Source organism: Vibrio sinaloensis DSM 21326 (assembly GCF_000189275.1).
Taxonomy (GTDB): domain Bacteria; phylum Pseudomonadota; class Gammaproteobacteria; order Enterobacterales; family Vibrionaceae; genus Vibrio; species Vibrio sinaloensis.
Map to the genome: position 1 here is coordinate 64557 of NZ_AEVT01000117.1, position 24988 is coordinate 89544.

Below are 24988 nucleotides of genomic sequence, written 5' to 3' on the forward strand. Positions count from 1 at the left end.
TGCGACGGTATTTCGTTTGAGAGCCAAGAGAAAGCGCGCAGTTTATAAGTATAAATGAGCACTTTCGATGCAGCTATCGAACGGAATAACCAGCAAAAATTAACCTAGACGGTAGTTTGGTGCTTCCTTGGTAATTTGAACGTCATGTACATGAGACTCTTTCATGCCAGCGCCCGAGATACGTACAAATTCAGCTTTAGTACGCATTGCTTCAACGGTTGCACTGCCAGTAAGACCCATGCTTGAACGTAGACCACCCATCTGTTGGTGAACGATCTCTTTTAGGCGACCTTTGTATGCGATACGGCCTTCAATACCTTCTGGTACTAGCTTGTCTGCTGCGTTATCTGACTGGAAGTAACGGTCAGAAGAGCCTTGAGACATCGCGCCAAGAGAACCCATACCACGGTAAGCTTTGTAAGAACGACCGTTATATAGAATCACTTCACCCGGTGCTTCTTCAGTACCCGCGAACATTGAACCCACCATCACACATGACGCGCCAGCAACGATAGCTTTACAGATATCACCTGAGAAACGGATACCGCCATCTGCAATCACTGGGATGCCGTATTCATTAGCAACTTCCGCCGCGTCAGCGATAGCAGTAACTTGAGGAACACCAACACCAGTAACGATACGAGTTGTACAAATTGAGCCAGGGCCGATACCTACTTTAACAGCGCTAACACCTGCTTCGATAAGCGCTTTAGCACCGGCGCCAGTCGCTACGTTACCACCAATGATGTCTAGATCTGGGTAAGCCGCGCGAGTTTCGCGAATGCGGTTTAGGACACCCTCAGAGTGACCGTGTGAAGAGTCGATAAGCAATACGTCAACGCCAGCTTCAACAAGCGCTTTAACACGCTCTTCGTTACCTGCTCCCGCGCCAACGGCTGCACCTACACGTAGGCGACCTTGCTCGTCTTTACATGCGTTTGGTTTACGCTCTGCTTTGTGGAAGTCTTTTGCTGTGATCATACCGGTTAGTTGGAACTCATCGTTCACAACCAGTACTTTTTCAACACGCGCTTCGTGCATTTTCTCTTGAACTTCTTCGCGAGTTGCACCTTCTTTCACTGCTGCTAGACGCTCTTTAGGCGTCATCACTGCTTCAACTTTTTTAGAAAGATCCGTTACGAAGCGAACGTCACGACCAGTAATAATACCAACTAACTCGTTGTTAGCCGTTACCACTGGGAAGCCCGCAAAACCATGCTTTTCAGTTAAAGCAACCACGTCTGCGATTGTTGCATCAGGGTTTACTGTTACTGGATGAGAAACCACACCTGCTTCATAAATTTTAACCTGATGAACCATCTGAGCTTGCTGCTCAATCGACATATTCTTGTGGATAAAGCCAATGCCACCCTCTTGCGCGAGTGCGATAGCAAGGCGCGCTTCAGTTACGGTGTCCATAGACGCCGAAATCATAGGGATGTTTAGGGTGATGTTCTTTGTTAGCTGAGTGCGAAGATCAGCTGTGTTTGGGAGAACGGTGGAGTGTGCTGGCACAAGGAGTACGTCGTCGAATGTCAGCGCTTCTTTGGCAATTCTTAGCATTTGCAATATCTCACAATTAGAGGAGTAAAAAGAAAATCCAATCTCATCGTTTCGCATAATGAGGGTAGTAAGTAAGGATTACTGAACTACATTTGGATTAGATATTGCGGACGGATTATACGGCCTACACAATCGCTTGACCACAAATTTTTTAATTTTTTTCTTGCATTTACCCCCTTGCTATGTATTATATTGCCGCTAATTTCCATACCCACGCCTACGAGATTAGCTGTGTCTTCTCTGACCAATCAAAATATCTTCACTGTTTCTCGTCTTAATGCTGAAGTGCGCCTGTTACTAGAAAATGAAATGGGTATCGTTTGGTTAGTCGGTGAGATTTCTAACTTCTCCGCGCCTGTCTCAGGCCATTGGTATCTGACACTCAAAGATTCCCGCGCCCAAGTGAAATGTGCCATGTTCCGTGGTAACAATCGACGCGTCTCTTTTAAGCCGCAAAACGGCAATCAAGTATTGGTTAAAGCCCGCCTGTCACTTTACGAACCTCGTGGCGACTATCAGTTAATCATCGAAAGCATGCAGCCTGAAGGCGACGGTCGACTGCAGCAGCAGTTTGACGAGCTTAAGATGAAACTGGCTGGAGAAGGCTTGTTTGCTCAAACCAACAAACGACCGTTACCCGAGCACCCAAAACGTGTTGGGGTGATCACCTCCAAAACAGGCGCGGCTTTGTTAGATATTCTTGATGTCCTTAAACGCCGTGACCCATCACTTCCTGTGGTGATCTATCCGACCATGGTTCAAGGAGAAGAAGCGGCAATTCAAATCGCACAAGCCATTGGTTGTGCAAACAGCCGTAATGAATGTGACGTACTGATTGTTGGACGAGGCGGTGGTTCTTTAGAAGATCTTTGGTGTTTCAACAACGAAATCTTAGCCCGTACGATTGCATCGAGCCAAATTCCGATTATCAGCGCAGTGGGTCATGAGATCGATGTGACCATCGCAGATTTTGTTGCCGATATGCGTGCGCCAACTCCTTCGGCGGCCGCAGAATTAGTCAGCCGAGATAATAGCCATAAAGCCCAAACGTTTCAGGCTCGTCAGCATAAACTACTCAGTGCAATACGTTATTACTTAGCAGAGCAGAAACAACACGCTTCACAGCTCATGCACCGCTTAGAACGTCAGCACCCTAGTTACCAATTGCAACGTCAATCGCAGCAGCTCGATGAGCTTGACATGCGCTTGCAACGGGCAATGAAACAGCTCATTACGACTCGCCAGCAATCTGTCGAACGCAAACACCATCGTTTGCAACTGGCCTCTCCTGTAACGCGCTTAGCCGAACAAAGATCTAAGCTCGACCGCGCAGAGCAAAAGCTAATGGACGCCATGGACCGTAAGCTGCTAACCGCTCGCCATCAATTGGCCATTGCCGCCGAAAAGCTGGATACCGTCAGTCCACTCGCAACACTGAAACGTGGCTATTCAATTACACAAACTGAACAAGGCCAAGTAGTAACACAAGCGACAGACGTAAAAACGGGCGACACCTTGGTCACCCGTTTAGCTGATGGAGAGCTACGCTCAACCGTTAACTGACTTGCTGAAATTCAAATCTAACACGAGACTTGGATTTGAGTTCATTGCAACTATTGCAAAAGTAGTTAGCGGCACCGCAAGCTTGCAGCTTTTCCAACTGAGCTTGGCAATCAGGGCAAAAACCCACTTTGTTAAAACGCTCATCACAATCGCTGCAGTGATAATGTCCTTGCCAATCCAGCTCTTTCTCACATTTGGGGCAGTTATTACTGTTCATACCTTTCCTGCAATCTAAACCACTTTTTGATTATCATAGCAATTCAGCTCAGGGTTACTATGATCTCCGTCATCGGCGATTTGCGTGTTTTACCTGATACATTTGATGATCGGCAAGTTGAATCAACCGTTGCAATGAACACAACTCACTCAGTTTTCTCACACTACTACCAATACTGACTCGGATATTCAGTCCTTCAACAGGGGCAAGTAAAGCAAGCGCCTGCTCGACTTGCGATTTCAGTTGCTCAAGTTGGATTTCATCCTCAGAAAACGCAAAGGCTACAAACTCGTCACCACCATAACGGCCACAGAGCCCTGGTTGATGAAATACCTGTTTAAACGCATGCCCAACGGAAGCCAACACCTTATCTCCGACTTCGTGACCATAGCGATCATTGATCTGCTTGAATTTATCGATATCGGCAAAGAAGCAGGCGATGTAGGTGTGGTCTGCATTAAGAGCATCACTGGCTCGGTGCAACAGTGCTCGACGATTGAGGCATCCAGTCAACGAATCGAAGCTGGCGTAGTAATGAAGCTGATGTTCTAGTTGGTACTTTTCCCATGCGACAGCATAGAGAGCGGCGAGCATTTCTAATACTTCTAACTCATTAGGTGTAGGCGAAGAAGGCTCTGAACTGTAGATAGCAAAGGTGCCCATTACGCTGTCTTTGCTAGATAAAATAGGAACGGACCAGCAGGCATGTAAGTTAGATTGCTGAGTAAGCTCCGTAAATGGCGCCCAATTCGGATGCGTGTTGATGTCTTCGACAACGACCGATTTTTTAAGGTACGCCGCCGCTCCACAGCTACCGACTTCGGGGCCAATATGCACACCTTCGATGGCTTGGTTATAGAAATCAGGCAAATTTGGCGCATATTCTAGATACAGCTGCTGCTTGTTACTACCTAATCGCAGGATCGACGCTCTTCGTTGACCAAACCACGTTTCCGACAACGACACGACACGCTTGTTGAGCTCTGCTTGACCCATTCCGAGCGCGAGCTTGCCAAGCAGCTTGTTTACTTCTCTATGCGCTTGAAGAAGAGATCCATGGCACATAAGGCTAACTCTATTATTATATTATTCTCACATATTGTAACATTTACGCTACGCAATACGTCGACGATCAGCACAGTTGCGAATTTATTCTGCTACTTTGGAGTGAATCACATATTAAGATCTCTACAAGATCATCGGCAAAAGCCAATGTGATCAGCGATCACCCCCAAAAAGAACATTTATATAACCACATACCGAAAGCATAAGTTACATATGCTGCATTTGGATTTTAAAAAGCAAAAAACTCCAATTAATACAAAAATAAAATTATTTACAGAATTAAATAAAACGATCCATCTGAAGCAATATTTACTTTACATGACTGCGCATTTCAATGTTTTGCTCATCAACCTGTCTTAAAGACGTTGATATTATTGAAAATTCTTTCAAAGAAGACACATGAGTCCCGCCGCAGGGTATCTTTGCTATCTCCCCTTCATTCAGATCACATAACCAATATCTCGAGTCTGTTAATCGCTCACCAGAACATTCCACTACAATATCAGAGCCCAGAGATAACCAAGCGGCAATCTGCTGATTAACCTGCTCTTCAATCACACTCAAATCTTGCACAACATCCGCGCTGTTAAGACCTCTCTTGCGCAATGTCTTGCCCAATCGATAGGTGTCGACACATTGGTCTTCACTTACAAAACTGCTTTCTTGTGCATAACTGTTAAAGTCATAGTTTCCATGCGGATCTTTTCTATCTGCGTCCTTACGCCAGTAGCCCCCTTCGACCAAAACTTTATTGAGTGCCAGATACGCAATGTGTCCGGCACTATGGCCGCGGCTCAAACTCAGTTGATAAGCTTTATCAACCTCTAGCGTTACAACATCGTTTTCATTAATCTCAGTAACATTGCCGGCGAGACAATGCACGACAACAAACACCCAGCCAGGTTCATCTCGTTTTACAGGGATTGCTTTACCAACAAATAATTCGCCGCTTTCGAGCTCAACAGCGCCTATCTGACAATCTAAAACCGAGTGCCCATTGAGCGTACCACGGTCTGCAGGATGATCAGGCCAGATATGGCTAACAGGATGGAAAGGCGTTCTTTCAGTCACAACCAGCAGAAACTCTTCATCTTGCTTGGTCATTTGAACATTTGATTGCAGTTGCCAAGTGTTGTGGCAAAACTGAGTAATAGTCGCAGTGACGCGCATTTTTAAGACCTCAATAATGCGAAAAAGCGCCGGTAGTCGATCTACGGCGCTTTTATTTATTCATTCATCGCTTTATCTAACCCGTTAGACAAGCTTAATTATTTGCGATTTTTCATCATGCTCATCAAGCGTTTACGTTTACGCTCTTGAGATAATGTCATCTTATTCGACTTACCTTCAAATGGGTTGTCGCTACTTTGGAAGATAATGCGAATCGGTGTTCCCATAATTTCCAAAGACTTACGGTAGTAGTTCATCAGATAACGCTTGTAAGAATCTGGCAATTCATTCACTTGGTTACCGTGGATAACAACGATAGGTGGGTTGTAGCCACCTGCGTGTGCATACTTGAGTTTCACACGACGCCCGCGAACCATAGGAGGTTGGTGATCGTCTGTTGCCATCTTCATAATACGAGTAAGAACCGATGTGCCTACGCGAGTTGTTGCCGACTTGTACGCTTCTTGAACCGATTCAAACAGGTGACCAACGCCTGTACCGTGCAGTGCTGAGATAAAGTGAATACGAGCAAAGTCCACAAAACCTAGACGGCGGTCCAGTTCTTTCTTCACATGCTCTTTAACGTCAGTATCTAGACCGTCCCACTTGTTTACCGCGATCACAATAGAGCGACCCGCGTTAAGCGCAAAGCCTAGTAGACTTAAGTCTTGATCAGAAATGTTCTCACGCGCATCAATCACGAGCATAACCACGTTAGCATCTTCGACGGCTTTAAGCGTTTTTACTACTGAGAACTTTTCTACCGTCTCATTGATACGAGTACGTCGACGTACACCAGCCGTATCAATTAGTACGTACTCACGACCATCACGTTCCATAGGAATGTAGATAGAGTCGCGGGTCGTGCCAGGCATATCGTAAACAACCACACGTTCTTCACCAAGAATACGGTTCGTTAAGGTTGATTTACCCACGTTAGGTCGGCCGATAATCGCCAGCTTAATAGGCTGATCTTGCAGACGGTTGAACTCTTGCTCAGCCTCTTCTTCGGTGTAGTCTAGCTTATCTTGTTCTTCATCTTCGAAACCAGTGAGATCTTCCAACTCACCTTTGCTTTCTTCCAATAGCTTTTCAGCAAACGGATTCAGCGCCAGATCAATCAAAGCCGTCACACCGCGACCATGTGCCGCAGCGATTTGATACATGTTCTCGACACCAAGTTGCCAGAATTCAGCACTTGCCGCGTCAGCATCAATACCATCAACCTTGTTGACCACTAGCATAGATGGCTTTTCAAGCTTACGTAGGTGCTGTGCGATCGCTTCGTCTGCAGCAGTTAAGCCAGCACGACCATCCACCATAAACAACACAACATCTGCTTCATCAATCGCGGCTAGCGACTGCTGTGCCATTTTGGTTTCAACACCTTCTTCCGTGCCATCAATACCACCGGTATCAATAACGATAAATTCATGTTCACCAAGCTTAGCTTGGCCATATTTACGGTCACGAGTTAAGCCAGGGAAGTCCGCAACCAAAGCGTCACGAGTGCGAGTCAGTCGGTTAAACAACGTTGATTTACCAACGTTTGGACGCCCTACCAGAGCAACAACAGGTACCATAACAACCTCTACAATATTCTTTTCTTTATGTAGTTATAGGTAACAATTCGCCAATTTCATAATTCTAGCGACTTACCTATAACCACATGTAACTTATTGTTTTCAAAACAAACAAACGGCCCCCAACTGTTACCAGCTAGGAGCCGAATGTGAATTATATCACACGATTACTCGTTGATCGTCAGTTTCTTTACATCGCCATTACGGGTGGTAATGACGTAACCATCTGGGATAACCACAGGTGGTACCGCAAAGCCACTGCTGCTAACTTCTTGCTTAGAAACAAACTCGCCACTATTACGATCGATCCAGTAAAGGAAGCCTTCACTATCACCAACCACAATATAACCGTTCACTACGGCAGGAGCCGTCAACAAGCGATGTTCTAGCTGCTCATTTTTCCACAGCTCAGTACCACTTCGAGCATCAAATGCCGCTAAGTGATCTTTATCCGTAACAATGAATAGACGGCTACCATCGCTGGCAATGTCGGTCGCTGACGAATAATTGCGTTTCCAAGCCGGTTTACCGGTTCTCAAATCAATCGCCGTCAATTGGCCGTTATAACCAATTATGTAAAGTGTGCTACCTAAAACAAGAGGACTGGCATCAACATCGACCAAACGATCAATTTCCGTCGCCCCTTGTGGCAAACCAATCGGTTGTTGCCAGATAAGCTGGCCACGTTCAGCGATCGCAGCCGCTAATCGACCATTAGCGGTGCCCCAGAACACGCCACCTGAAACGGTAACGGGTGCACTGTTACCACGCAATGTCAGGTTAGGTACTTCCGTACTGATTGCCCATTTTTGGCTGCCATCTTGTTGATCAAGCGCGATTAGCGTGCCTTTGTTGGTATGAACAATCACGAGATTGCTGTCTGTCGCAGGTGCCGCTAAGACTTCACCATCCACTTCAACACGCCAGTTCAGATCACCTGTTTCTTCATTCAGAGCAACAACTTCACCGTTTTCACTGCCAATAAACAACTGACTGTATGCCGCGGTAATACCGCCAGATAAACGAGGTGAGACATCGTCGCTCTCAATGGCCTGCTGCCAAATCGTTTTACCCGTTTCAGGGTCAAGCGCTTTCACATCCCCATCTCGGCTTGCAACAAAGACCTTGTCGTAAGCGTAAGCAGGCGACAATTTTGAATAGTAGGAGTCCACACCATCACCCACTGAAGCACTCCACACGCTTTGAGGAGTAAACTCGCTCGCCACTTGAGGCACCGGAGCCATCACGATGGTATCTTCTTCACTTGCACAACCTGCGAGAATGCCAGTCAAAACCGCTGCAGTAAGTGCCTTTTTAAGCATTTCCTTCATGCACTCGCCCTTATTTGGCTAGGTCATCCAATTTCATTTGTAGCGTTTGACTCGCGTCACCAGCTTGTTGAGCTTCAGTGTACGCTGCGTACGCCGCTTGCGAATCGCCTTTACGCAGTAGGATGTCACCACGCAATTCTGCAACTCGCCCAGCCCAGCTTTCATCACCAATCGCGCTCAGCTCAGCGATCGCTGCATCGAAATCACCTTGCTCTGCTTTAAGACGTGCTAGGCGGTAGTTAATTACCGCAGAGACAGCTTCATCTTTTGTCGCCGTTTTAGCCCACTCTAACTGCGCGAGCGCTTCGTCTAAGTTACCCGCTTCCACTTGCACTTTTGCCAGTTGAAGTGCCGCAAGAACAGCGTATTGAGTCTCTTTGTTTGCATCAATAAAGCTTTGAACTGCAGCTTCGCCTTCTGCACCTTTAGCTGCCAACGCTTGTACGGCTTTGGTGTAGCTCTCAGACGCGGCTTCTTGAGCTGCTGTTACTGAATCTTGATAGTATCGCCAACCGAACAGGCCACCAAGACCGATAACCGCGCCAAAGATGACCGCTTTACCGTTCTCTTTCCACCAATCTTTGATTGCTTCTACTTGTTGTTCTTCAGAATCGTAGAGTTCCACTTCCTGTCCTCTTGTAAAAAAGTGGCGAGCTATGTCGCCACCTCAATCTAAATAGTTAAACCAGTTCCGCTAGCTTAGCGATAACGTCTGCTTGGCTGTAAGTCTCTTGAGTACCGCCAATCAGGTCTTTTAATACCACGCTGTTGTCAGCGACTTCGTTTTCGCCTAACACTAACGCAACGGCGGCGCCAACTTTGTCAGCACGCTTGAATTGTTTCTTGAAGCTGCCACCACCAAAGTGGTTCATGACGCGCAGGCCAGGTACCTGTTCACGCAATAGCTCCGCAAGCTTCATTCCGGCCAGCATAGTGCCTTCACCCGCTGTCACCATGTAAACGTCAACGCTACGGCGTACGTCAGTCAGCTCAAGGGTTTCTAGCATAAGAACCAGACGCTCAAGCCCCATAGCAAAACCTACTGCTGGGGTTGCTTTACCACCGAGTTGCTCAACTAGGCCATCGTAGCGACCACCACCACAAACGGTACCTTGAGCACCTAAGCTTTCAGTAATCCACTCAAATACTGTGCGGTTGTAATAGTCCAAACCACGAACTAAACGTTCATTAACTGTGTATTCGATACCCGCAGCGTCAAGAAGTTCACAAAGACCTGCAAAATGTTCTTTTGACTCTTCACCTAAGTAATCAGAAAGACGTGGCGCATCACCCAAAATCGCTTGCACATCTGGGTTCTTAGTATCCAGTACACGCAAAGGGTTGGTGTGCATGCGACGTTTACAATCATCATCCAGAATATCAATATGCTGCTCTAAGAAAGCAATCAGTGCAGTACGGTAATTTGCACGATCATCGAGTGAGCCAATAGAGTTCAACTCTAAGCGGACATGCTTATCAATGCCTAGCTCACGCCACAAACGCGCCGTCATCATGATGAGTTCAGCATCAACGTCAGGGCCATCAATACCAAATACTTCAACACCACACTGGTGGAATTGACGGTAACGACCTTTTTGTGGACGCTCGTGACGGAACATCGGGCCCATGTACCATAGGCGCTGTTCATCACGGTTGATCAAACTGTTTTCAATACAAGAACGCACACAACCCGCAGTCCCTTCAGGACGTAGCGTTAAGCTATCGCCATTACGGTCTTCAAACGTGTACATTTCTTTCTCAACCACGTCGGTTACTTCACCGATAGCGCGACTGAATAGATGGGTCATCTCAACGATTGGCATGCGCACTTCGTTATAACCGTATGCGCTAATTACGTTCTTCACTGTGTTTTCTAACTTTTGCCACAGCGGTGATTGAGTTGGAAGGCAATCGTTCATGCCTCGAATTGCTTGGATTTTCTTTGCCACAGTTCTTTACCGTAAAATGGTTACCGTAATTTGGGTTACGTTGAGATTAATCTTGTACTTTAATGTCGATACGATTAGCCGCATCCAGTGTCGACGCTTTCGCTCTGATCTTCGCTTCTAGCTGGTCAACAAGGTCGTTATTATCAAAACGCTCTTTTTGACGCTTACCATCTTCGTAGAAAGCGCTCTTCTTGTTGCTGCCTGCAAGACCAAGGTGCGATACTTCCGCCTCGCCTGGTCCATTCACGACGCAGCCGATGATCGAGACGTCCATTGGTGTAATCACATCTTCGAGACGCTGCTCAAGTGCGTTAACCGTACCGATCACATCGAACTCTTGGCGAGAACAACTCGGACAAGCGATAAAATTGATACCGCGAGAGCGAATACGCAGTGACTTCAAAATATCAAAGCCTACTTTGATTTCTTCAACAGGGTCTGCAGCTAATGAGATACGTAACGTATCACCAATGCCTTCCGCAAGGAGCATTCCCAGACCTACTGAAGACTTAACCGCGCCTGCACGAGCACCACCAGCTTCGGTAATACCGAGATGCAGTGGTTGATCAATTTTCTTCGCGAGTAGTCGGTATGAGTCAACGGCCAAGAAGACATCTGACGCTTTAACGCTTACCTTGAACTGGTCAAAGTTAAGACGGTCAAGAATGTCGACGTGACGCATAGCAGATTCAACCAGCGCTTCCGGAGTCGGTTCGCCATATTTCATCTGAATGTCTTTTTCTAGCGAGCCACCGTTCACCCCAATTCGAATTGGAATGTTTTTGTCACGCGCACAATCAACCACAGCACGAATTCGGTCTTCTTTACCGATATTGCCAGGGTTAATTCGAAGACAGTCGACCCCATACTCCGCGACTTGCAGAGCGATACGGTAGTCAAAGTGGATATCCGCAACGAGAGGGATATTCACCTGCTGCTTAATTTGCTTGAATGCTTCCGCAGCATCCATCGTTGGAACTGACACACGAACGATATCAGCACCGACATTTTCCAGTGATTTAATTTGTGCAACAGTCGCTTCCACGTCTGTTGTTCTGGTGTTGGTCATCGATTGCACGGCAATCGGGGCACCGTCACCAATAGGTACGTCGCCCACATAGATACGAGTCGATGGGCGACGTTTTATAGGAGATTCGTATTGCATAGTAATTTCTAAGGTAAGGTGAATCTTGCTACTTTGCCTGAAGTATACCCAGAAAGGTCGACAGGTTCACTTGCTAATGTCATTGAAACGTTTTCAGGAGCACCTAAAACCAGTTTATAGGGCATTTCAGCACTCAATTCTAACGTTTGACCGGCTTTTTTCACGCCAGTTGAAATGGTTTTACCGGATTTGTCTTTCACCTGAATCCAGCAATCACCGTTAAAAGTCATCACCAATAAATTTTCGGCAACACTTGGCGAAGTCGGCTCATCAGCCTCAGTAGGTGTGTCTGCAGGCTTAGATTCCGCCACAGGCTCGCTGACTTCATTAGGTTCGGTCACGGCATCGAGCGCCTCTTCTACCAAAGCCTCAGGCGCTTCTAGCACTGGGGCCTGTTCAGGTAAAGGTTCTTCGATGGCATCGACTGTTATTTCTGCTGGCAACTCAGTCGCTAACTCTGAGTTTTGAGCATTTTCTATTTGCTGCTCAATCTCAAGTTCCTGTTCAGTAACTTGGGTAAGATCAATGATGTCTGAGTCTTGATTCTGCCACCACCAAACGGAAGAGATGCCAACAATAACTAACACAATACCCCATGTAATGATCATTATGCGGCTATCGTGCTTCTCGCGCTTAGTCTGACGAGAAAAGCTCTGCATCGTCTGCTCTTCGACGGGTTCATCATTGGAGTGCTCATAAGCAGCTAATATAACCGATTCTTTAATGCCAACCGCCTTGGCGTATGAGCGCAAGTAGCCTTTAGTAAAAGTTGCCACAAGATCGGAGGAGAATTGATTGTTTTCGATACTTTCAATAATAGAAACACGCAGTCTTAATCGATCCGCGATTTGTTTTTGACTTAGTCCTAATTGTTCTCGTTTGTTTTTTAGCAGCGTTCCTGCTTCTGTGGCAGAAAAAGTGTGTTCTGGTGCTGTTGTCTCGTGTTCAGCTGTCATAGTCGTGGTTAATCTCTTGACTTAATGAGTACAATTATCATCACTTTAGTTATTCATTATTGGTAGTGATGTTCCGTTTGTACCCAGTGAATTTGTTTTGGAGTTAAATACTCCTAATTGGTTAACACCCCACAAAATAGCAAAGATGACTCTTTAGAGTGTTAACTTTCAATTCTAATAGATATCAAGCACGAAACAACATAGGAGAAGTGCATAATTTACAGTCAGCTCAAGGTTTTTCCGTAATTTGACAAAATAACTGTGTATTGATGTAACAAAAAAGCCAGAGCTGGGCTCTGGCTTTACGACTTTAGACTTAGGTCTTATACCGCTTTCACTTCAATTGCTTCGCCTTTCGCCGCTTTAATGATCGCCGTACGCTTAGTTCGGTCGATAACATCACCCACTAACTGACCACATGCCGCGTCAATATCATCACCGCGTGTTTTACGCACTGTCACCGTGTGTTCGTACTGCATGAGTGTTTTTTGGAAACGGTCGATACGTGAGTTGCTTGGCTTCTTGTATGGAGAACCAGGGTATGGGTTAAATGGAATTAAGTTGATTTTACAAGGCGTATCTTTCAACAATTCCGCCAGCTCACGAGCATGGTCCATGTCATCGTTCACGTGATCAAGTAACACGTACTCAACCGTCACTTTGCCGCGGTTGGCATTTGATGACTGGATGTAACGACGAACTGAAGCTAAGAAATCTTCAATATCCCAACGATCGTTAATTGGCATGATGTCACTACGAAGCTTGTCATTTGGAGCATGCAGTGAAATGGCAAGCGCCACATCAATTTTACCTGTCATCTGATCGAGGCCAGATACAACGCCTGACGTTGACACCGTAACACGACGTTTAGACAAACCAAACCCTAGGTCATCAAGCATCAGTTCAAGCGCTGGGATCAGGTTTTTCATGTTCAGTAACGGCTCACCCATCCCCATCATAACGACGTTGGTAATTGGGCGACGGCCAGTTTCTTTCTCAAGACCGATTTCACGTGCAGCACGCCATACCTGACCAATGATTTCAGACACTTTCAAGTTGCGGTTAAAGCCTTGCTGAGCCGTCGAGCAGAACTTACATTCAAGCGCACAACCTACTTGCGAAGAGACACACAATGTCGCGCGGTCATCTTCAGGAATGTACACCGTTTCAACGTCTTGATCGCCGACTTTCATTGCCCATTTAATGGTACCGTCAGAAGAGTGCTGAGCTTCGGCAACAGTCGGAGCAACAATTTCACAACGACGCTGCAATTTTTCGCGCAACTTCTTGTTAATGTTGGTCATGTTATCGAAGTTATCGACACCGAAATGATAGATCCACTTCATGACCTGATCAGCACGGAACGCCTTCTCGCCGAGTTCATCAGCAAAGAACTTACGCAAACCTTGACGATCAAAGTCGAGTAGATTGATTTTTTCAGTGGTCATGTGGCCTCTCAAGCGACGGAACATTAATTAAGGGCGCGAATTGTACAGCCTTTACGCAGTGACAACAAGGGTTGTAAAGCCACGTATTTTTTAAGACTTTAATATACAAACGATTATTTTTTGTACAACAACAAACAACCCGCGAATTACGCGGGTTGCTAAGAAATGGAGTTAGCGAGCGACTTGCTGAATCTGCTCAATAATGGCTTTCAAACCATTACCTCGAGAAGGGCTTAGGTGGGCAATCAATCCCAGCTTGTCAAAGTAATCATCAACATCAAACTGTTGGATTGCTTGCTGGCTCTTACCGTCAAATGCCGCCATAACCAAAGCGATCAGGCCACGTACGATACGTGCATCGGAGTCCGCGCAGAAATACCATACTCCATCAACTTGCTCACTCACTAGCCACACTTGGCTTTCACAGCCCGCGACAGTGACCAAATCCGATTTTAATTCATCAGGCATTTTAGGCAGTTTCTTGCCCCACTGGATGACTTGACGATAGCGGTCTTCCCAGCCAGAGAAACCCTGCATGGTTGCAACAATATCCTCTGCGCTAATTTCACCGCCAAAAGGTGACATTGGAAATGGTGACATCAACTTACCCTCTTAAGACGATTTACTGCTGTGCTTTTGAATCAGCTTTTCAACAATGTGTGATACCGCAACAAAGCCAAAGCTTGCCGTGACGACAGTCGCGGCACCAAAACCACTCGCACAGTCCATGCGCTTTGGCCCTTCAGCCGTCGCTTTTACGCCACAAACGCTGCCATCAGGTTGTGGGTACTTTAACTGCTCAGTAGAAAACACGCATTCAATACCAAACTTACGGGCAGGATTGGTTGGGAAGTTGTGATGACGACGTAAAGTATCTTTGATTTTTTTCGCCAATGGGTCTTGGATGGTTTTGGTTAAATCTGCGACTTTAATCTGAGTCGGATCCACCTGACCACCCGCACCACCGGTAGTGATCACTTTGATTTTGTTGCTGCGACAATACGCCAGCAGCGAAGCTTTTGCTTTGACGCTATCGATGGCATCCAACACATAATCGTACTCTTTAGTTAAGTACTCATGCTGATTGTCTGGGCCGATGAAATCATCAATCAAATTGACCTTACATTCTGGGTTGATCAATTTGACGCGCTCAGCCATCACTTCAATTTTGCTTTGACCTACGGTTCCCGACATCGCGTGAATTTGGCGGTTGATGTTAGTGACGCATACATCGTCCATATCAATTAAGGTTAACTCGCCTACACCAGTACGCGCTAAAGCCTCTACCGCCCATGACCCGACACCACCGATCCCGACGACACAGACATGAGCCGCGCGCAGTATCTCGACTTCACTGTTACCGTAAAGACGACGAGTCCCGCCAAAGCGTTGGTTGTAGCTATCAGAAGCTGGTGTATCGAGTTCACGCATGATGCTGTTCTTCCGCAATATCAGAGTACAAAAACAAAGAGTGCGTTTTATACGCACTCTTTATTAAAAAGTCTAGATGAGAAAGTCTATTGTAACTTCTCTGGCGGCAATGCCCAAGGCGCTTGTGTTGCGCTCCCCTCTAAGCCCAATTTCCACACTCGGCCGAAGTGTTTGTAATGGCCCGCTTCGGTACCTGCTCTTGGCCCCATACCGTGGTATAGATCAAGGTGGTTTTGTTTAACTGCGCCCCCGGTATCTAATACGATAAGAAGACGTAACTGATGTGCACCACTCCATGAGCCATCGGCATTTAATAGTGGAACCTCCGCTAAGATCGGAGTCCCCATCGGTAAAATAGAACGGTCACCAGCCACCGATGCCATCGGTAATAGCGGAATTCCAGCAGAGCCTGTCACAGGCGCATCGGCTTGTGGAGAGAAGAACACGTAAGATGGATTCTGCTCTAATACTTCACGTACGGTTGCTTCATCGTTTTCCATGACCCAGTCTTTGATCGCTTTCATCGACATTTTCTCACGCGGTACTAAGCCACGCTCAATCAATACTCGACCAATACTGACATACGCTTTATTGTTTTTGCCGCCGTATGCAAAGTACTCGAGCGTATCGTCATCTTCAAAATGAACAAAGCCGCTCCCCTGCACTTCCATCAGAAACGGATCAATACGATTGGCCGCATAACCAAGCTCAAGACCTTGTCCTGCTAAAGCACCAGAATAAATTTCGGCTCGTGTCGGGCAGTTCTTGTCACAATTTGGCTTCGCGTAAACAGGGTATTTATAGGTTTCATTGGCATGGTGACGCAGCTCCATCACAGGGGAAAAGTAACCCGTGAAAAGAACATTGCCTTTCTTGTCACCACCACCGAACTGCGCCGTTTGAATACCAAAATTAGCAAGTTCACTAGGGTCACCACTTTGCAGTACCCACTCATTCAGCTTCTCATACAAAGGCTGATACACTTTCGCCATCGAGCTGGATTTATTGACCACTTGCTCAGCTTGTTTGTGAAACTCGGTAAAATCACGCGGTTTGTCTGATTCAACAACTGAGGTTTTATTCAAAATTGAGTTGAATTCACCATCGACGTATTGTTGAGCTCGTTCATTAGGTTGTGCACAGCCAAATAACACGGCTGCCGCAACGATAGGAAGATATTTTTTGAACACAGATTTGTTTCCTCTCCAGCAATTAGCTGAGCATGACAAACTCAGCCAAGTTGCGCAACGAGAGAGAGGTTAACGAATGTTATTTTTAAACTTTTCTGACAAACGATACACAGGTTGGTAGTGAGGTTGGGAGATCAGTTTCATCTCGGTAAAGTTTTCATTCAATACCTGAAAGCGACGAACCGACTCTCCAACCCGATACTCTACAAACGCACCATCGAAGCTGTATTCGGTGTCAACAATGCCACCGTTAATCGATACGCCACTAGGCCCAAGGACAAACTCTTCCGCAGAGTAACTGGCGACGTTCTGCTCAACCCAAGTTCCGTATACATTGGATTTAGGAAAAGTCACCGAAAGATAATAGTTATAAAGTGGAATCGTCAATGCGATCACTGCCGCCAACGCTGCGAGAAACAGCAGTTGGAGGGTGCGTTCAATGACTCTCTTTTTGTTGGAGCTTGTTTTATCCACTTTATTCTTGACCATTGCGGTACTAATAACATCACCTATCTAATTAGTGTACGACGAAATCACGCTATAAGCAGGCTGAATATGAGCCATTCGACTCTATATCGCCTTCTATATCACTGAACGGGCACCATCACCACCGAACAAGCGCGGCATTTTGAGTACAGTTCCAAAAAACAACTTGCCTAAAAAAGAATAAAATTGCAGTATTGTTAGATATAAATTCACTTTCAGGTTGTACCGTGAAAATAAGAAACACAGCACTTGTTAAAGGATTCCGCCAGTCTGTTCCTTATGTGAATGCTCACCGAGGAAAAACCATGGTGATCATGCTAGGAGGCGAAGCGGTTGCGGATCATAACTTCTCTAACATCATTAGTGACTTAGCCTTACTGCACAGTCTAGGAGTGAAGATTGTGCTAGTGCATGGTGCGCGCCCTCAAATCAGCGCTATTCTACAGCAAAATCAACATAATACCCCATACCACAAGGGCATTCGTGTTACCGATGAAGAAGCTCTCAACTATGTCATGCAAGCCTCTGGTCAACTGCAGCTCTCCATCACCGCCCAGCTGTCAATGAGCTTGAGCAATACGCCGATGGCGGGTACCCAACTAAACGTTGTCAGCGGTAATTTTATTATCTCTCAACCGCTTGGGGTTGATGACGGGGTCGACTACTGCCACAGCGGCCGTATACGTCGTATTGACGTTGAAGGCATTAACCGAATGTTGGATCAAGGCTCGATTGTGTTACTTGGCCCCATTGCCAGCTCTGTCACGGGGGAGTCTTTTAACCTGCTCTCTGAAGAAGTGGCGACTCAAGTTGCGATCAAACTCAAAGCAGACAAGCTGATTGGCTTTTGTTCCGAGCAAGGCATCATAGATGAAGCAGGTAATGCGGTCGCCGAGTTGTTTCCGCGTGAAGCTGAGCAAATCTTGAACAAAATAGAACAAGACATCGATAACAGTAGTGACAACTCGTCCGGAACACTCCGTTTTCTCCGTGCTGCCATTTCTGCTTGCCATGCTGGAGTACCTCGAAGTCACCTTGTGAGCTACAAAATGGATGGCGCACTGGTACAAGAATTGTTCTCCCTCGATGGTATCGGTACCCAAGTGGTTCAAGCCAGTGCAGAGCAAGTTCGTCAGGCCGACATTGATGACATAGGCGGTATTTTGGACTTAATACGTCCCCTTGAAGAGCAGGGGGTTCTTGTTAGACGATCCCGCGAACAACTCGAACAAGAGATCCCGCAGTTCACCATCATTGAGAAAGATGGCTTAATCATTGGCTGCGCTGCTTTGTATCCGTACCCGGAAGAGAAAATGGCCGAGATGGCATGCGTTGCGATCCACCCAGAGTATCGAGATGGTAACCGTGGCCTACTGCTATTAAACCACATGCGTTTACAATCTAAAGCCCAAGGGATTCAACAAATTTTTGTGTTAACCACTCACAGCTTGCACTGGTTTAGAGAGCAAGGATTCCATGAAATGGACGTCAGATTTTTGCCTTCGCATAAACAAAACCTGTACAACTACCAACGAAAATCAAAAATATTGTCGCTTGAATTATAAGCAGCTCAGTCTCATTTAAGACACATATTTTCATAAAGTTGACAGAAAAATCTGCTTTATTCTCTTTATTTCATAATCTTGATTGGTTAAAATTTCGGCTCCTTAATAAAGGAGCCGATAGGACTCATCTCTACTTAGTCAATCACTAAGTTGCACGGACTGCTTTAAGTTGATAACAACGTCACTAAGAGCATTATTCGATGAAAACTATTATTTGTAATTCAATTCAGAGCTTTTGGGATATGGCAGACAATGACCTGCTAGAAGGACAGGATGTACATTGTGTCTTCCCTGTTTCAGAAGGTCTTAAAGCTTTTATATTGAACTACCAAGAAAAGTATCAAATACGCAGTATTTCCTTTTCAACCGCTCTTGCGTAATCGCTGCTGAATGTACACCCTAACCAGGGATGGTTAGACTTCCCCTCCAGTTAATAAACGATCCACCAACCCACTCGCCCTCTCAGTACGAATCTTAATACCTCGTTTCAATACGCGTTCATCCACATACAAACTTAACTGTTTTTTCGCTCGTGTAATCCCGGTATAGATCAGCTCTCTAGTTAAGATTGGGGTGAAGTCTGGCGGCAATATCATTAGCGTGTGCTCAAACTCACTGCCTTGAGATTTATGAATCGTCATTGCATACGCCGTTTCATGTTCAGGGACACGACTAGGCAATACTGCTTTTACGCTGCCATCAGGCAATTCAAAGAACACTTTCAGCTTGTTTTGCGTTTCATCACGAATACAGATACCAATATCACCATTATAAAGACCCAAGCCATGATCATTGCGCGTCACCATTACAGGGCGCCCGTGATACCAAAGCTCGTCTTGAACCTGGATCAATTTACGGCTTGCCAACGCACGCTCAATGCGTTGATTTAAACCTGCAACACCAAAGTCCCCTTCACGAACGGCGCACAACAATCGACATTTAGCGAATGCGTCCAACGCCGCTTTAGCTCGAGTTTCAATGGACTCTGGTTGACCGGTTTCAGTATCGAGCAAGGCTTGTTCAGCGCGTTGTAAATAGTCGCGATATTCATGGACCATAGTTTGCACCATTTGCCCATAGTGCTGGCTGTCGATAGGATATTTAGCAATATCTGAAAATGGCTTTTGCCACACCCAATCGATCTGCTGAGCAGAACCGGCATTGATAGCCTTAGCCAGCTGACCAATTCCAGATCGTGCATCAAATCGATAGCTTTTTTGCAACATGCACAGGCTGTCTGCAATCATAGCTGTACTGCCTTTGGTGTTGACCAAGGTTTGATAGCCTGTGAGTTTGGCAACAGTTTGACTTTGCCCTGCGCTGTAACCGAACTGATTAAAAGAACAGATATCACCGAGTACCGCGCCCGCCTCAACCGACGCGAGCTGATCCTTATCACCCAGTAAGATAAGCCGTGCATGCTTAGGTAAAGCGGCGACTAACTTATACATCATTGGTAAATCGACCATCGATGCCTCATCCACCACCAGAATATCGAGGTGGAGAGGGTTTTGCTGGTGATGTCGAAATTCTGCACTGTTTGGAATCGCCCCTAGCAAGCGATGAATAGTGCTGGCATCAGTCGGTATCGCGGCTTTGAGTTCAGGTTCAACAGGCAATTGGGAGATTGCTTTACCAATCGACTCCGTCAAACGAGCGGCTGCCTTACCCGTCGGGGCAACCAATTTGATGCTCGGCGCTTCGCCTGCTTGTTTCGCTTGCTCAATCAATGCGGCCAAAAGCTTGGTTACTGTGGTGGTTTTACCGGTACCCGGCCCTCCAGAGATCACCGCAAAACGCCTGGTAAGCGCTATCGCCGCAGCGACTTTCTGCCAGTTCACACAAACCGACTGTGGGACAAGCTCATCCAGCACCGACAGTTGCTCAATGGTCCTGACGTCAGAAAGCTTTTGGCCTATGGCAGGCCAATCGAGTATTTCCTCGTTAACCACATCCAAATGGTCACACACTAAGCGTTGTAACTTCACCAGAGTCACATCTGGATCATTTTTAATACTTTCAAATAAATAGCGATAGTTTCGCGCAAAGAGATGGTTGAGTAATTCCGTAAGTTTTTGCTGCTCATCAGGCTTTAGGATCATGGGTATCCCAAAGCTATTTAAGCGCTCAGCGAGGGTGACTTCATAGTGCCAATAACGATGTAAATACAAACGTTCGCCATCAAAAATTAATGGCTTTGCTTGAGCTTGATTGGCAACGATGGTCGATTGACTGAGAAGCTGAAACCAATCGATATCGATAAGCTGTTGATTAAGAGATAACGCTGCTTCACCGAACAAACCAAGCTTAGCCGCGAGGTCCACAGCCTGGCCTTGGCCGTCAACTAACGGCAAGCAGATATGCCCTTTACCTAACTCGCTACTGACCACACCAGCGATAAACGCCAACTTGTCATCTTGCGATTGGTTGTAAATAAAACGCGCAAACTGGTAGTCCAACTGGCGCAGATTACCTTTGTCTGCAAGTAGACCTAACGTAGAAACAAGTGTCGCCATCAGATAAGTTCTCCTTGACCAGCACTGTTGTATTTGGTGTCGATGGGCATACCATCAATCAAACGATCCATATCGTCTAACAATTCCAAACTCGGCTTCGCAGAAAAAATACCGTGACGACTTTCTCCATCCATACCTCGTAGGAATAGATAGTAGACACCACCAAAATGCTGCTGATAGTCGTAATTAGGTAAACGACTGGCGAGAAAGCGGTGCAGCGCTAATGCGTAAATCTGATACTGTAAATCATAACGGTGCTCAGCCATCGCGGCCTTGAGCGCATCCCCATGATAGTAACTCACATCATCCCCTAGATAGTTCGATTTCCAGTCCAAAACGTAATACTTGCCACTATCTTCGAACACCAAATCGATGAACCCTTTGAGCATGCCTTGCACGGTTTGAAACCCTAAATCTCCCGCTTTGGCTGACAGTGGATCATGACGTTGGATAACTCGGTTAAGCGCAGGAGAAGACAACACTTCAATTGGTAACAAAAACTCCATTTCCACCAGTCGTTGCGAGGGCTGTTTTCGATTTAACAGCAAAGACTGACCATCCAGTGGGGTCGCCAGCACCGTATCCACCAAAGACTGAAGCACCGGCAACCACGCTTCCTCTAATTGCTCGCTTTCCATTAAGTGACGAATGACTTCACTGTTCTCTTCACTGCAGGCTGATTGCGTAAACTCAACCTCCTCAAACAGGCTATGTAAAAAGGTTCCGGGACGCGCTCCGCGTGGAAAGGTAAAGATGGTCTTTTCAGGCTCGAGCAACTCCTCTTCCTCTTGCTCACCAGAAGAGTCGACATCCAAACGCATCAAGTCGGTTAAGGCCTCGTCGACCGCATGGCTGTGGCCTTGCTTAACTAAGCCTGAATAACTGGTAATGCGCCAATTACGGTCAATAGATTGAGTCAGCTCTCTCGCCGAAAGTTCAGGCTGCTCTGACTCTTGAATGACAAGCGGCGCATTATGCTCATTAGGTAAGCCACTGCAAACAACACAGTCTAAACCGTCAACATGCTTAGCAATAGACTGGCTTAAATCATCAATCCCACCTTGTTGGCCGTCTTGCAGTAAATACCCCATAGCACTGTGATGGACACCGGTTGGTTCTTTGCTAGAGCGTCCATTTCTTAGCGGCGCGGCACCAATAAAACAGCCGTAGACTGCACGAGTCAATGCCACATAAATTAGACGTAAATCTTCTGCTAGACGCTCTTTATCAGCCTGAGCGAGCGCTGCATCTTGCTTGGTAATATCCAGGATGGTCTGATCTTGCTCCGCATCATAATACTTCGCTTCGCTGGCCTCTCGATAACTGAGAACGAAAGGTAAGAAAACCAGGTCATACTCCAGACCTTTAGACTTATGGATCGTAACGATCTGGACTAAGTTACGTTCCGACTCAAGACGCTGGATTTGGTCTTCACTGCCACCAAGCCCATTTAATGCATCGCTGATGGCTTGAGCTAACCAGCGTAGCAGGCCATGGTCACTATCGAGTTCGCTGGTGGCTTGTTGCAGCAGCTCACCAATGTGCATCAAGTCAGTCAGTGTGCGTTCGCCTCCCGCCTCTTCGAGTAACCGCTCTGCAATGTGACGCTTACTGATGACACTGCGTAGCATCGGCAGAACACCGCGTTGCAACCATAGCTTCCGATACTCTTTGAACTCATTGATTGCGCTTTCCCACTCGTTCTCATCGTTGTTCAGTTTATCGAGCGTGCCTGCATCAAGAGCAAACAGCTCAGACGCCAAACACGCTCGTAGAGCGCGATCATTTTCTGGGGTTAACACGGCTTGGAGTAAGCGTTGCACGTCACTCGCAACCGAAGAGACAAACACGCTGTCACGGTTAGACAAATACACACTGGCAATACCTTGCAAAGCTAAGGCTTCTTTGACCATGCGCCCTTCGCTCCCCGTGCGAACCAATACAGCGATATCACCGGCTTGAATGGCCTGTCGTTGTTCGCCCTGCTCAAAATGCGCTTCGCCGTTTTGCGCTGCAGTTAGAATCGTTTGTATCTGATCCGCTGTCGCTTTTGCCATTGCGGTAAGGTACTCACCTTTAGGCAACGGCTTTTCTTCGCACTCTTGTAACCAATAAGTCAGCGCTGGCTGTTTTTGGCCTGCCATAGTCCAAATCCGCTGTTCCGCTTTCGGGCTGTGGTTAACCGCTAAAAATGGGATGTCTTGATCGTAGATAAATGGGCTACTGGGCAACTGAAATATCTGATTCACGGCCGCCACCATATCGGCACTCGAGCGCCAGTTTGTTCCCAAAGTGAAGTGTGAGGAAACCTGATTGCGCGCTTTGATATAAGTAAAAATATCGGCGCCGCGGAAACCGTAAATCGCCTGCTTTGGGTCACCGATCATAAACAAACCACATTCAGGGTTATTGAGATAAATTCGGCTAAAGATACTGTACTGAAGTGGGTCGGTATCCTGGAATTCATCAATCATCGCCACTGGGTACAAGGTTCGAATACGTTCCGCGAGCAACTGACTTTCATCACCATCAATTGATGCCGAGAGATTGGTTAACAAATCATCAAATGATAACCACTGTTTCTGATCCTTAGCCTTGGCAAGCATAGTGCGACAGTGGTCAATAGCGTGCGCCAAAATCGGAGCTTTCAGGCTGATTGGCTGAGCAAGAAATGCTTCAATCTGAGCAAAAACCTCATGAGTAGGTGGATTGCCTTTCGGCGTCTTTTCCAGCAGCACATTCTGGGCAAACTTGCCGAGCTGCTCAGGTATGTCATAACTCGTGGTTTCGCTGGCCGCCCAGTCACTCACCGCTTGCAACCAAAGTGGCAGTGATTTCTTACTGTAGCTGCGTTTGTTGACATCAGAGTCGCTAATCAGCGCTAACAAATCCTCTTGATGGCTCAGCCACACCGATTTGAGTGCATCAATCGCCGCTAAATTCTGTTTGTGCAGCTCCGCCAAACCGCCTTGCATTGTACGAACCGATAAGGTTAACGGAGCACCCGTTAAATAATTGGAGACCTCATGCAACAGCGCCGCAGGTGATGACCAAATACGTCGCACTTCACCAGCAAGGTTTACTGGTAGAGGATAGAAATTACGTCGCCAGTAATCGGCGACAATTTGCGCTTTTAAGTGGCTCTCATCGGTGACAAATTCATTGTTAAATCGACTGCCTGATTCGAATGCATTTTGCGTTAGCATCCGCTGGCAAAAACCATGAATGGTGTACACCGCAGCCTCATCCATTTGTCGCTCCGCTTGCAACAATACTTCCGCCGCTTGTTTATGATCAGGCATCTCCTCCAACAGAGGAGCAATAACAGGATCGTGACTGCTGCCACGGGAAAACGCTAACCTCGCCGCATGAATACGGGCCCGAATTCGATCGCGCAATTCTGCGGTTGCGGCTTCGGTAAACGTCACGACTAATATCTGATCCACCGTTAACGGCGCTTGATGACGAGTTTCTGCGCTGCCGTGACCTAGCAATAAGCGTAGGTAAAGACCAGCGATGGTAAATGTCTTACCGGTACCGGCCGATGCTTCGATTAAACGAGCCCCGTGTAGGGGAAACGTCATGGTATTTAGCGGAGTTACCACAGACGACACTGTCATAGAAATATTGCCCTTAGAATGTAAAGCTATGAACCTAATGTGATCCCAGCTTAAAAATGCGATTTATTAGTAAAAATCCCTTACAAGTGAGAGTTTAATGCGATCCCTCTCACAGCAGAGTCGTGCCCTAACCGCTAGTATCCGTCCCACGTGTTGAGCAGCGGATCCGC

20 protein-coding genes are annotated in these 24988 nt (G+C 46.6%); 3 read left to right on the forward strand and 17 right to left on the reverse strand.

The genetic code is table 11. The features are described from left to right. Positions 1 to 99 precede the first annotated feature (99 nt). Complete coding sequence (guaB, locus tag RH45_RS20840; protein WP_008081187.1) at positions 100 to 1563, reverse strand: IMP dehydrogenase; 1464 nt, start codon at positions 1561 to 1563, stop codon at positions 100 to 102. Between the two features lie 231 nt (positions 1564 to 1794). On the opposite strand from guaB, the gene xseA reads away from it, so the two are divergent. Then, positions 1795 to 3126 (forward strand): exodeoxyribonuclease VII large subunit, encoded by a 1332-nt coding sequence (gene xseA / locus RH45_RS20845; RefSeq protein WP_008081188.1) that lies wholly within the window; start codon positions 1795 to 1797, stop codon positions 3124 to 3126. Here the strand turns inward: xseA and RH45_RS20850 are convergent. The 14 genes from RH45_RS20850 to RH45_RS20915 all read right to left on the reverse strand — a co-directional run bounded on the left by RH45_RS20850 (position 3119) and on the right by RH45_RS20915 (position 17120). Beyond that, the gene (locus RH45_RS20850; RefSeq protein ID WP_008081190.1) at positions 3119 to 3343 is read right to left on the reverse strand and encodes a zinc ribbon domain-containing protein; all 225 of its coding nucleotides are present in this window, start codon (positions 3341 to 3343) and stop codon (positions 3119 to 3121) included. The two genes, xseA and RH45_RS20850, sit on opposite strands and share 8 nt — an antisense overlap. Positions 3344 to 3412: 69 nt before the next feature. Beyond that, a complete protein-coding gene (locus RH45_RS20855) occupies positions 3413 to 4408 on the reverse strand; it encodes a sensor domain-containing diguanylate cyclase (RefSeq protein ID WP_008081195.1) in 996 nt (331 codons plus the stop codon). Between the two features lie 309 nt (positions 4409 to 4717). Next, positions 4718 to 5578, reverse strand: a complete 861-nt coding sequence (locus RH45_RS20860) for a hypothetical protein (protein ID WP_008081197.1) — start codon at positions 5576 to 5578, stop codon at positions 4718 to 4720. 98 nt (positions 5579 to 5676) lie between these two features. After that, on the reverse strand, positions 5677 to 7161 hold the full coding sequence (gene der / locus RH45_RS20865) for a ribosome biogenesis GTPase Der (protein WP_008081198.1): 1485 nt from the start codon (positions 7159 to 7161) through the stop codon (positions 5677 to 5679). 167 nt (positions 7162 to 7328) lie between these two features. Then, complete coding sequence (gene bamB / locus RH45_RS20870; protein WP_008081200.1) at positions 7329 to 8492, reverse strand: outer membrane protein assembly factor BamB; 1164 nt, start codon at positions 8490 to 8492, stop codon at positions 7329 to 7331. Positions 8493 to 8502: 10 nt separating this feature from the next. Continuing rightward, entirely contained in the window at positions 8503 to 9117 is a 615-nt protein-coding gene (locus RH45_RS20875) for a YfgM family protein (protein WP_008081202.1), read from the reverse strand. A 55-nt stretch (positions 9118 to 9172) separates the two neighbouring features. Continuing rightward, positions 9173 to 10441, reverse strand: a complete 1269-nt coding sequence (hisS, locus tag RH45_RS20880; RefSeq protein WP_008081205.1) for a histidine--tRNA ligase — start codon at positions 10439 to 10441, stop codon at positions 9173 to 9175. 46 nt (positions 10442 to 10487) lie between these two features. Continuing rightward, a complete protein-coding gene (gene ispG / locus RH45_RS20885) occupies positions 10488 to 11606 on the reverse strand; it encodes a flavodoxin-dependent (E)-4-hydroxy-3-methylbut-2-enyl-diphosphate synthase (RefSeq protein WP_008081207.1) in 1119 nt (372 codons plus the stop codon). Between the two features lie 8 nt (positions 11607 to 11614). Beyond that, the gene (gene rodZ, locus RH45_RS20890; RefSeq protein WP_008081208.1) at positions 11615 to 12562 is read right to left on the reverse strand and encodes a cytoskeleton protein RodZ; all 948 of its coding nucleotides are present in this window, start codon (positions 12560 to 12562) and stop codon (positions 11615 to 11617) included. A 323-nt stretch (positions 12563 to 12885) separates the two neighbouring features. Beyond that, positions 12886 to 14010 (reverse strand): bifunctional tRNA (adenosine(37)-C2)-methyltransferase TrmG/ribosomal RNA large subunit methyltransferase RlmN, encoded by a 1125-nt coding sequence (locus RH45_RS20895; protein WP_008081210.1) that lies wholly within the window; start codon positions 14008 to 14010, stop codon positions 12886 to 12888. A 171-nt stretch (positions 14011 to 14181) separates the two neighbouring features. After that, the gene (gene csdE / locus RH45_RS20900) at positions 14182 to 14610 is read right to left on the reverse strand and encodes a cysteine desulfurase sulfur acceptor subunit CsdE (protein WP_008081213.1); all 429 of its coding nucleotides are present in this window, start codon (positions 14608 to 14610) and stop codon (positions 14182 to 14184) included. A gap of 12 nt (positions 14611 to 14622) precedes the next feature. Further along, positions 14623 to 15441 (reverse strand): tRNA cyclic N6-threonylcarbamoyladenosine(37) synthase TcdA, encoded by an 819-nt coding sequence (gene tcdA, locus RH45_RS20905; RefSeq protein ID WP_008081215.1) that lies wholly within the window; start codon positions 15439 to 15441, stop codon positions 14623 to 14625. Between the two features lie 86 nt (positions 15442 to 15527). Next, positions 15528 to 16631 (reverse strand): murein transglycosylase A, encoded by a 1104-nt coding sequence (gene mltA / locus RH45_RS20910; RefSeq protein ID WP_008081217.1) that lies wholly within the window; start codon positions 16629 to 16631, stop codon positions 15528 to 15530. A gap of 69 nt (positions 16632 to 16700) precedes the next feature. Then, positions 16701 to 17120 (reverse strand): DUF2850 domain-containing protein, encoded by a 420-nt coding sequence (locus tag RH45_RS20915; protein WP_008081219.1) that lies wholly within the window; start codon positions 17118 to 17120, stop codon positions 16701 to 16703. 224 nt (positions 17121 to 17344) lie between these two features. Between RH45_RS20915 and argA the strand changes: the two genes are divergently transcribed. Beyond that, a complete protein-coding gene (gene argA, locus RH45_RS20920) occupies positions 17345 to 18682 on the forward strand; it encodes an amino-acid N-acetyltransferase (RefSeq protein ID WP_008081220.1) in 1338 nt (445 codons plus the stop codon). 200 nt (positions 18683 to 18882) lie between these two features. Beyond that, on the forward strand, positions 18883 to 19062 hold the full coding sequence (locus RH45_RS23785; RefSeq protein WP_008081223.1) for a hypothetical protein: 180 nt from the start codon (positions 18883 to 18885) through the stop codon (positions 19060 to 19062). Between the two features lie 33 nt (positions 19063 to 19095). Here RH45_RS23785 and recD read toward each other — a convergent pair whose 3' ends face one another. Together recD and recB are read right to left on the reverse strand one after the other, a co-directional pair. After that, positions 19096 to 21198: an exodeoxyribonuclease V subunit alpha gene (gene recD, locus RH45_RS20930; RefSeq protein ID WP_008081225.1), complete on the reverse strand. Its 2103-nt coding sequence runs from the start codon at positions 21196 to 21198 to the stop codon at positions 19096 to 19098. Then, positions 21198 to 24818, reverse strand: a complete 3621-nt coding sequence (gene recB / locus RH45_RS20935; protein ID WP_008081227.1) for an exodeoxyribonuclease V subunit beta — start codon at positions 24816 to 24818, stop codon at positions 21198 to 21200. The genes recD and recB overlap by 1 nt, the downstream gene beginning before the upstream one ends. Positions 24819 to 24988 lie beyond the last annotated feature (170 nt).

What these genes read in the sequence shown, in the direction of transcription:
- guaB (WP_008081187.1), bottom strand. Translation starts at nt 1,563, where the DNA reads ATGCTAAGAATTGCCAAAGAAGCGCTGACATTCGACGACGTACTCCTT.
- RH45_RS20850 (WP_008081190.1), bottom strand. Translation starts at nt 3,343, where the DNA reads ATGAACAGTAATAACTGCCCCAAATGTGAGAAAGAGCTGGATTGGCAA.
- RH45_RS20855 (WP_008081195.1), bottom strand. Translation starts at nt 4,408, where the DNA reads ATGTGCCATGGATCTCTTCTTCAAGCGCATAGAGAAGTAAACAAGCTG.
- RH45_RS20860 (WP_008081197.1), bottom strand. Translation starts at nt 5,578, where the DNA reads ATGCGCGTCACTGCGACTATTACTCAGTTTTGCCACAACACTTGGCAA.
- der (WP_008081198.1), bottom strand. Translation starts at nt 7,161, where the DNA reads ATGGTACCTGTTGTTGCTCTGGTAGGGCGTCCAAACGTTGGTAAATCA.
- bamB (WP_008081200.1), bottom strand. Translation starts at nt 8,492, where the DNA reads ATGAAGGAAATGCTTAAAAAGGCACTTACTGCAGCGGTTTTGACTGGC.
- ispG (WP_008081207.1), bottom strand. Translation starts at nt 11,606, where the DNA reads ATGCAATACGAATCTCCTATAAAACGTCGCCCATCGACTCGTATCTAT.
- rodZ (WP_008081208.1), bottom strand. Translation starts at nt 12,562, where the DNA reads ATGACAGCTGAACACGAGACAACAGCACCAGAACACACTTTTTCTGCC.
- RH45_RS20895 (WP_008081210.1), bottom strand. Translation starts at nt 14,010, where the DNA reads ATGACCACTGAAAAAATCAATCTACTCGACTTTGATCGTCAAGGTTTG.
- csdE (WP_008081213.1), bottom strand. Translation starts at nt 14,610, where the DNA reads ATGTCACCATTTCCAATGTCACCTTTTGGCGGTGAAATTAGCGCAGAG.
- tcdA (WP_008081215.1), bottom strand. Translation starts at nt 15,441, where the DNA reads ATGCGTGAACTCGATACACCAGCTTCTGATAGCTACAACCAACGCTTT.
- RH45_RS20915 (WP_008081219.1), bottom strand. Translation starts at nt 17,120, where the DNA reads ATGGTCAAGAATAAAGTGGATAAAACAAGCTCCAACAAAAAGAGAGTC.
- RH45_RS23785 (WP_008081223.1), top strand. Translation starts at nt 18,883, where the DNA reads ATGAAAACTATTATTTGTAATTCAATTCAGAGCTTTTGGGATATGGCA.
- recD (WP_008081225.1), bottom strand. Translation starts at nt 21,198, where the DNA reads ATGGCGACACTTGTTTCTACGTTAGGTCTACTTGCAGACAAAGGTAAT.
- recB (WP_008081227.1), bottom strand. Translation starts at nt 24,818, where the DNA reads ATGACAGTGTCGTCTGTGGTAACTCCGCTAAATACCATGACGTTTCCC.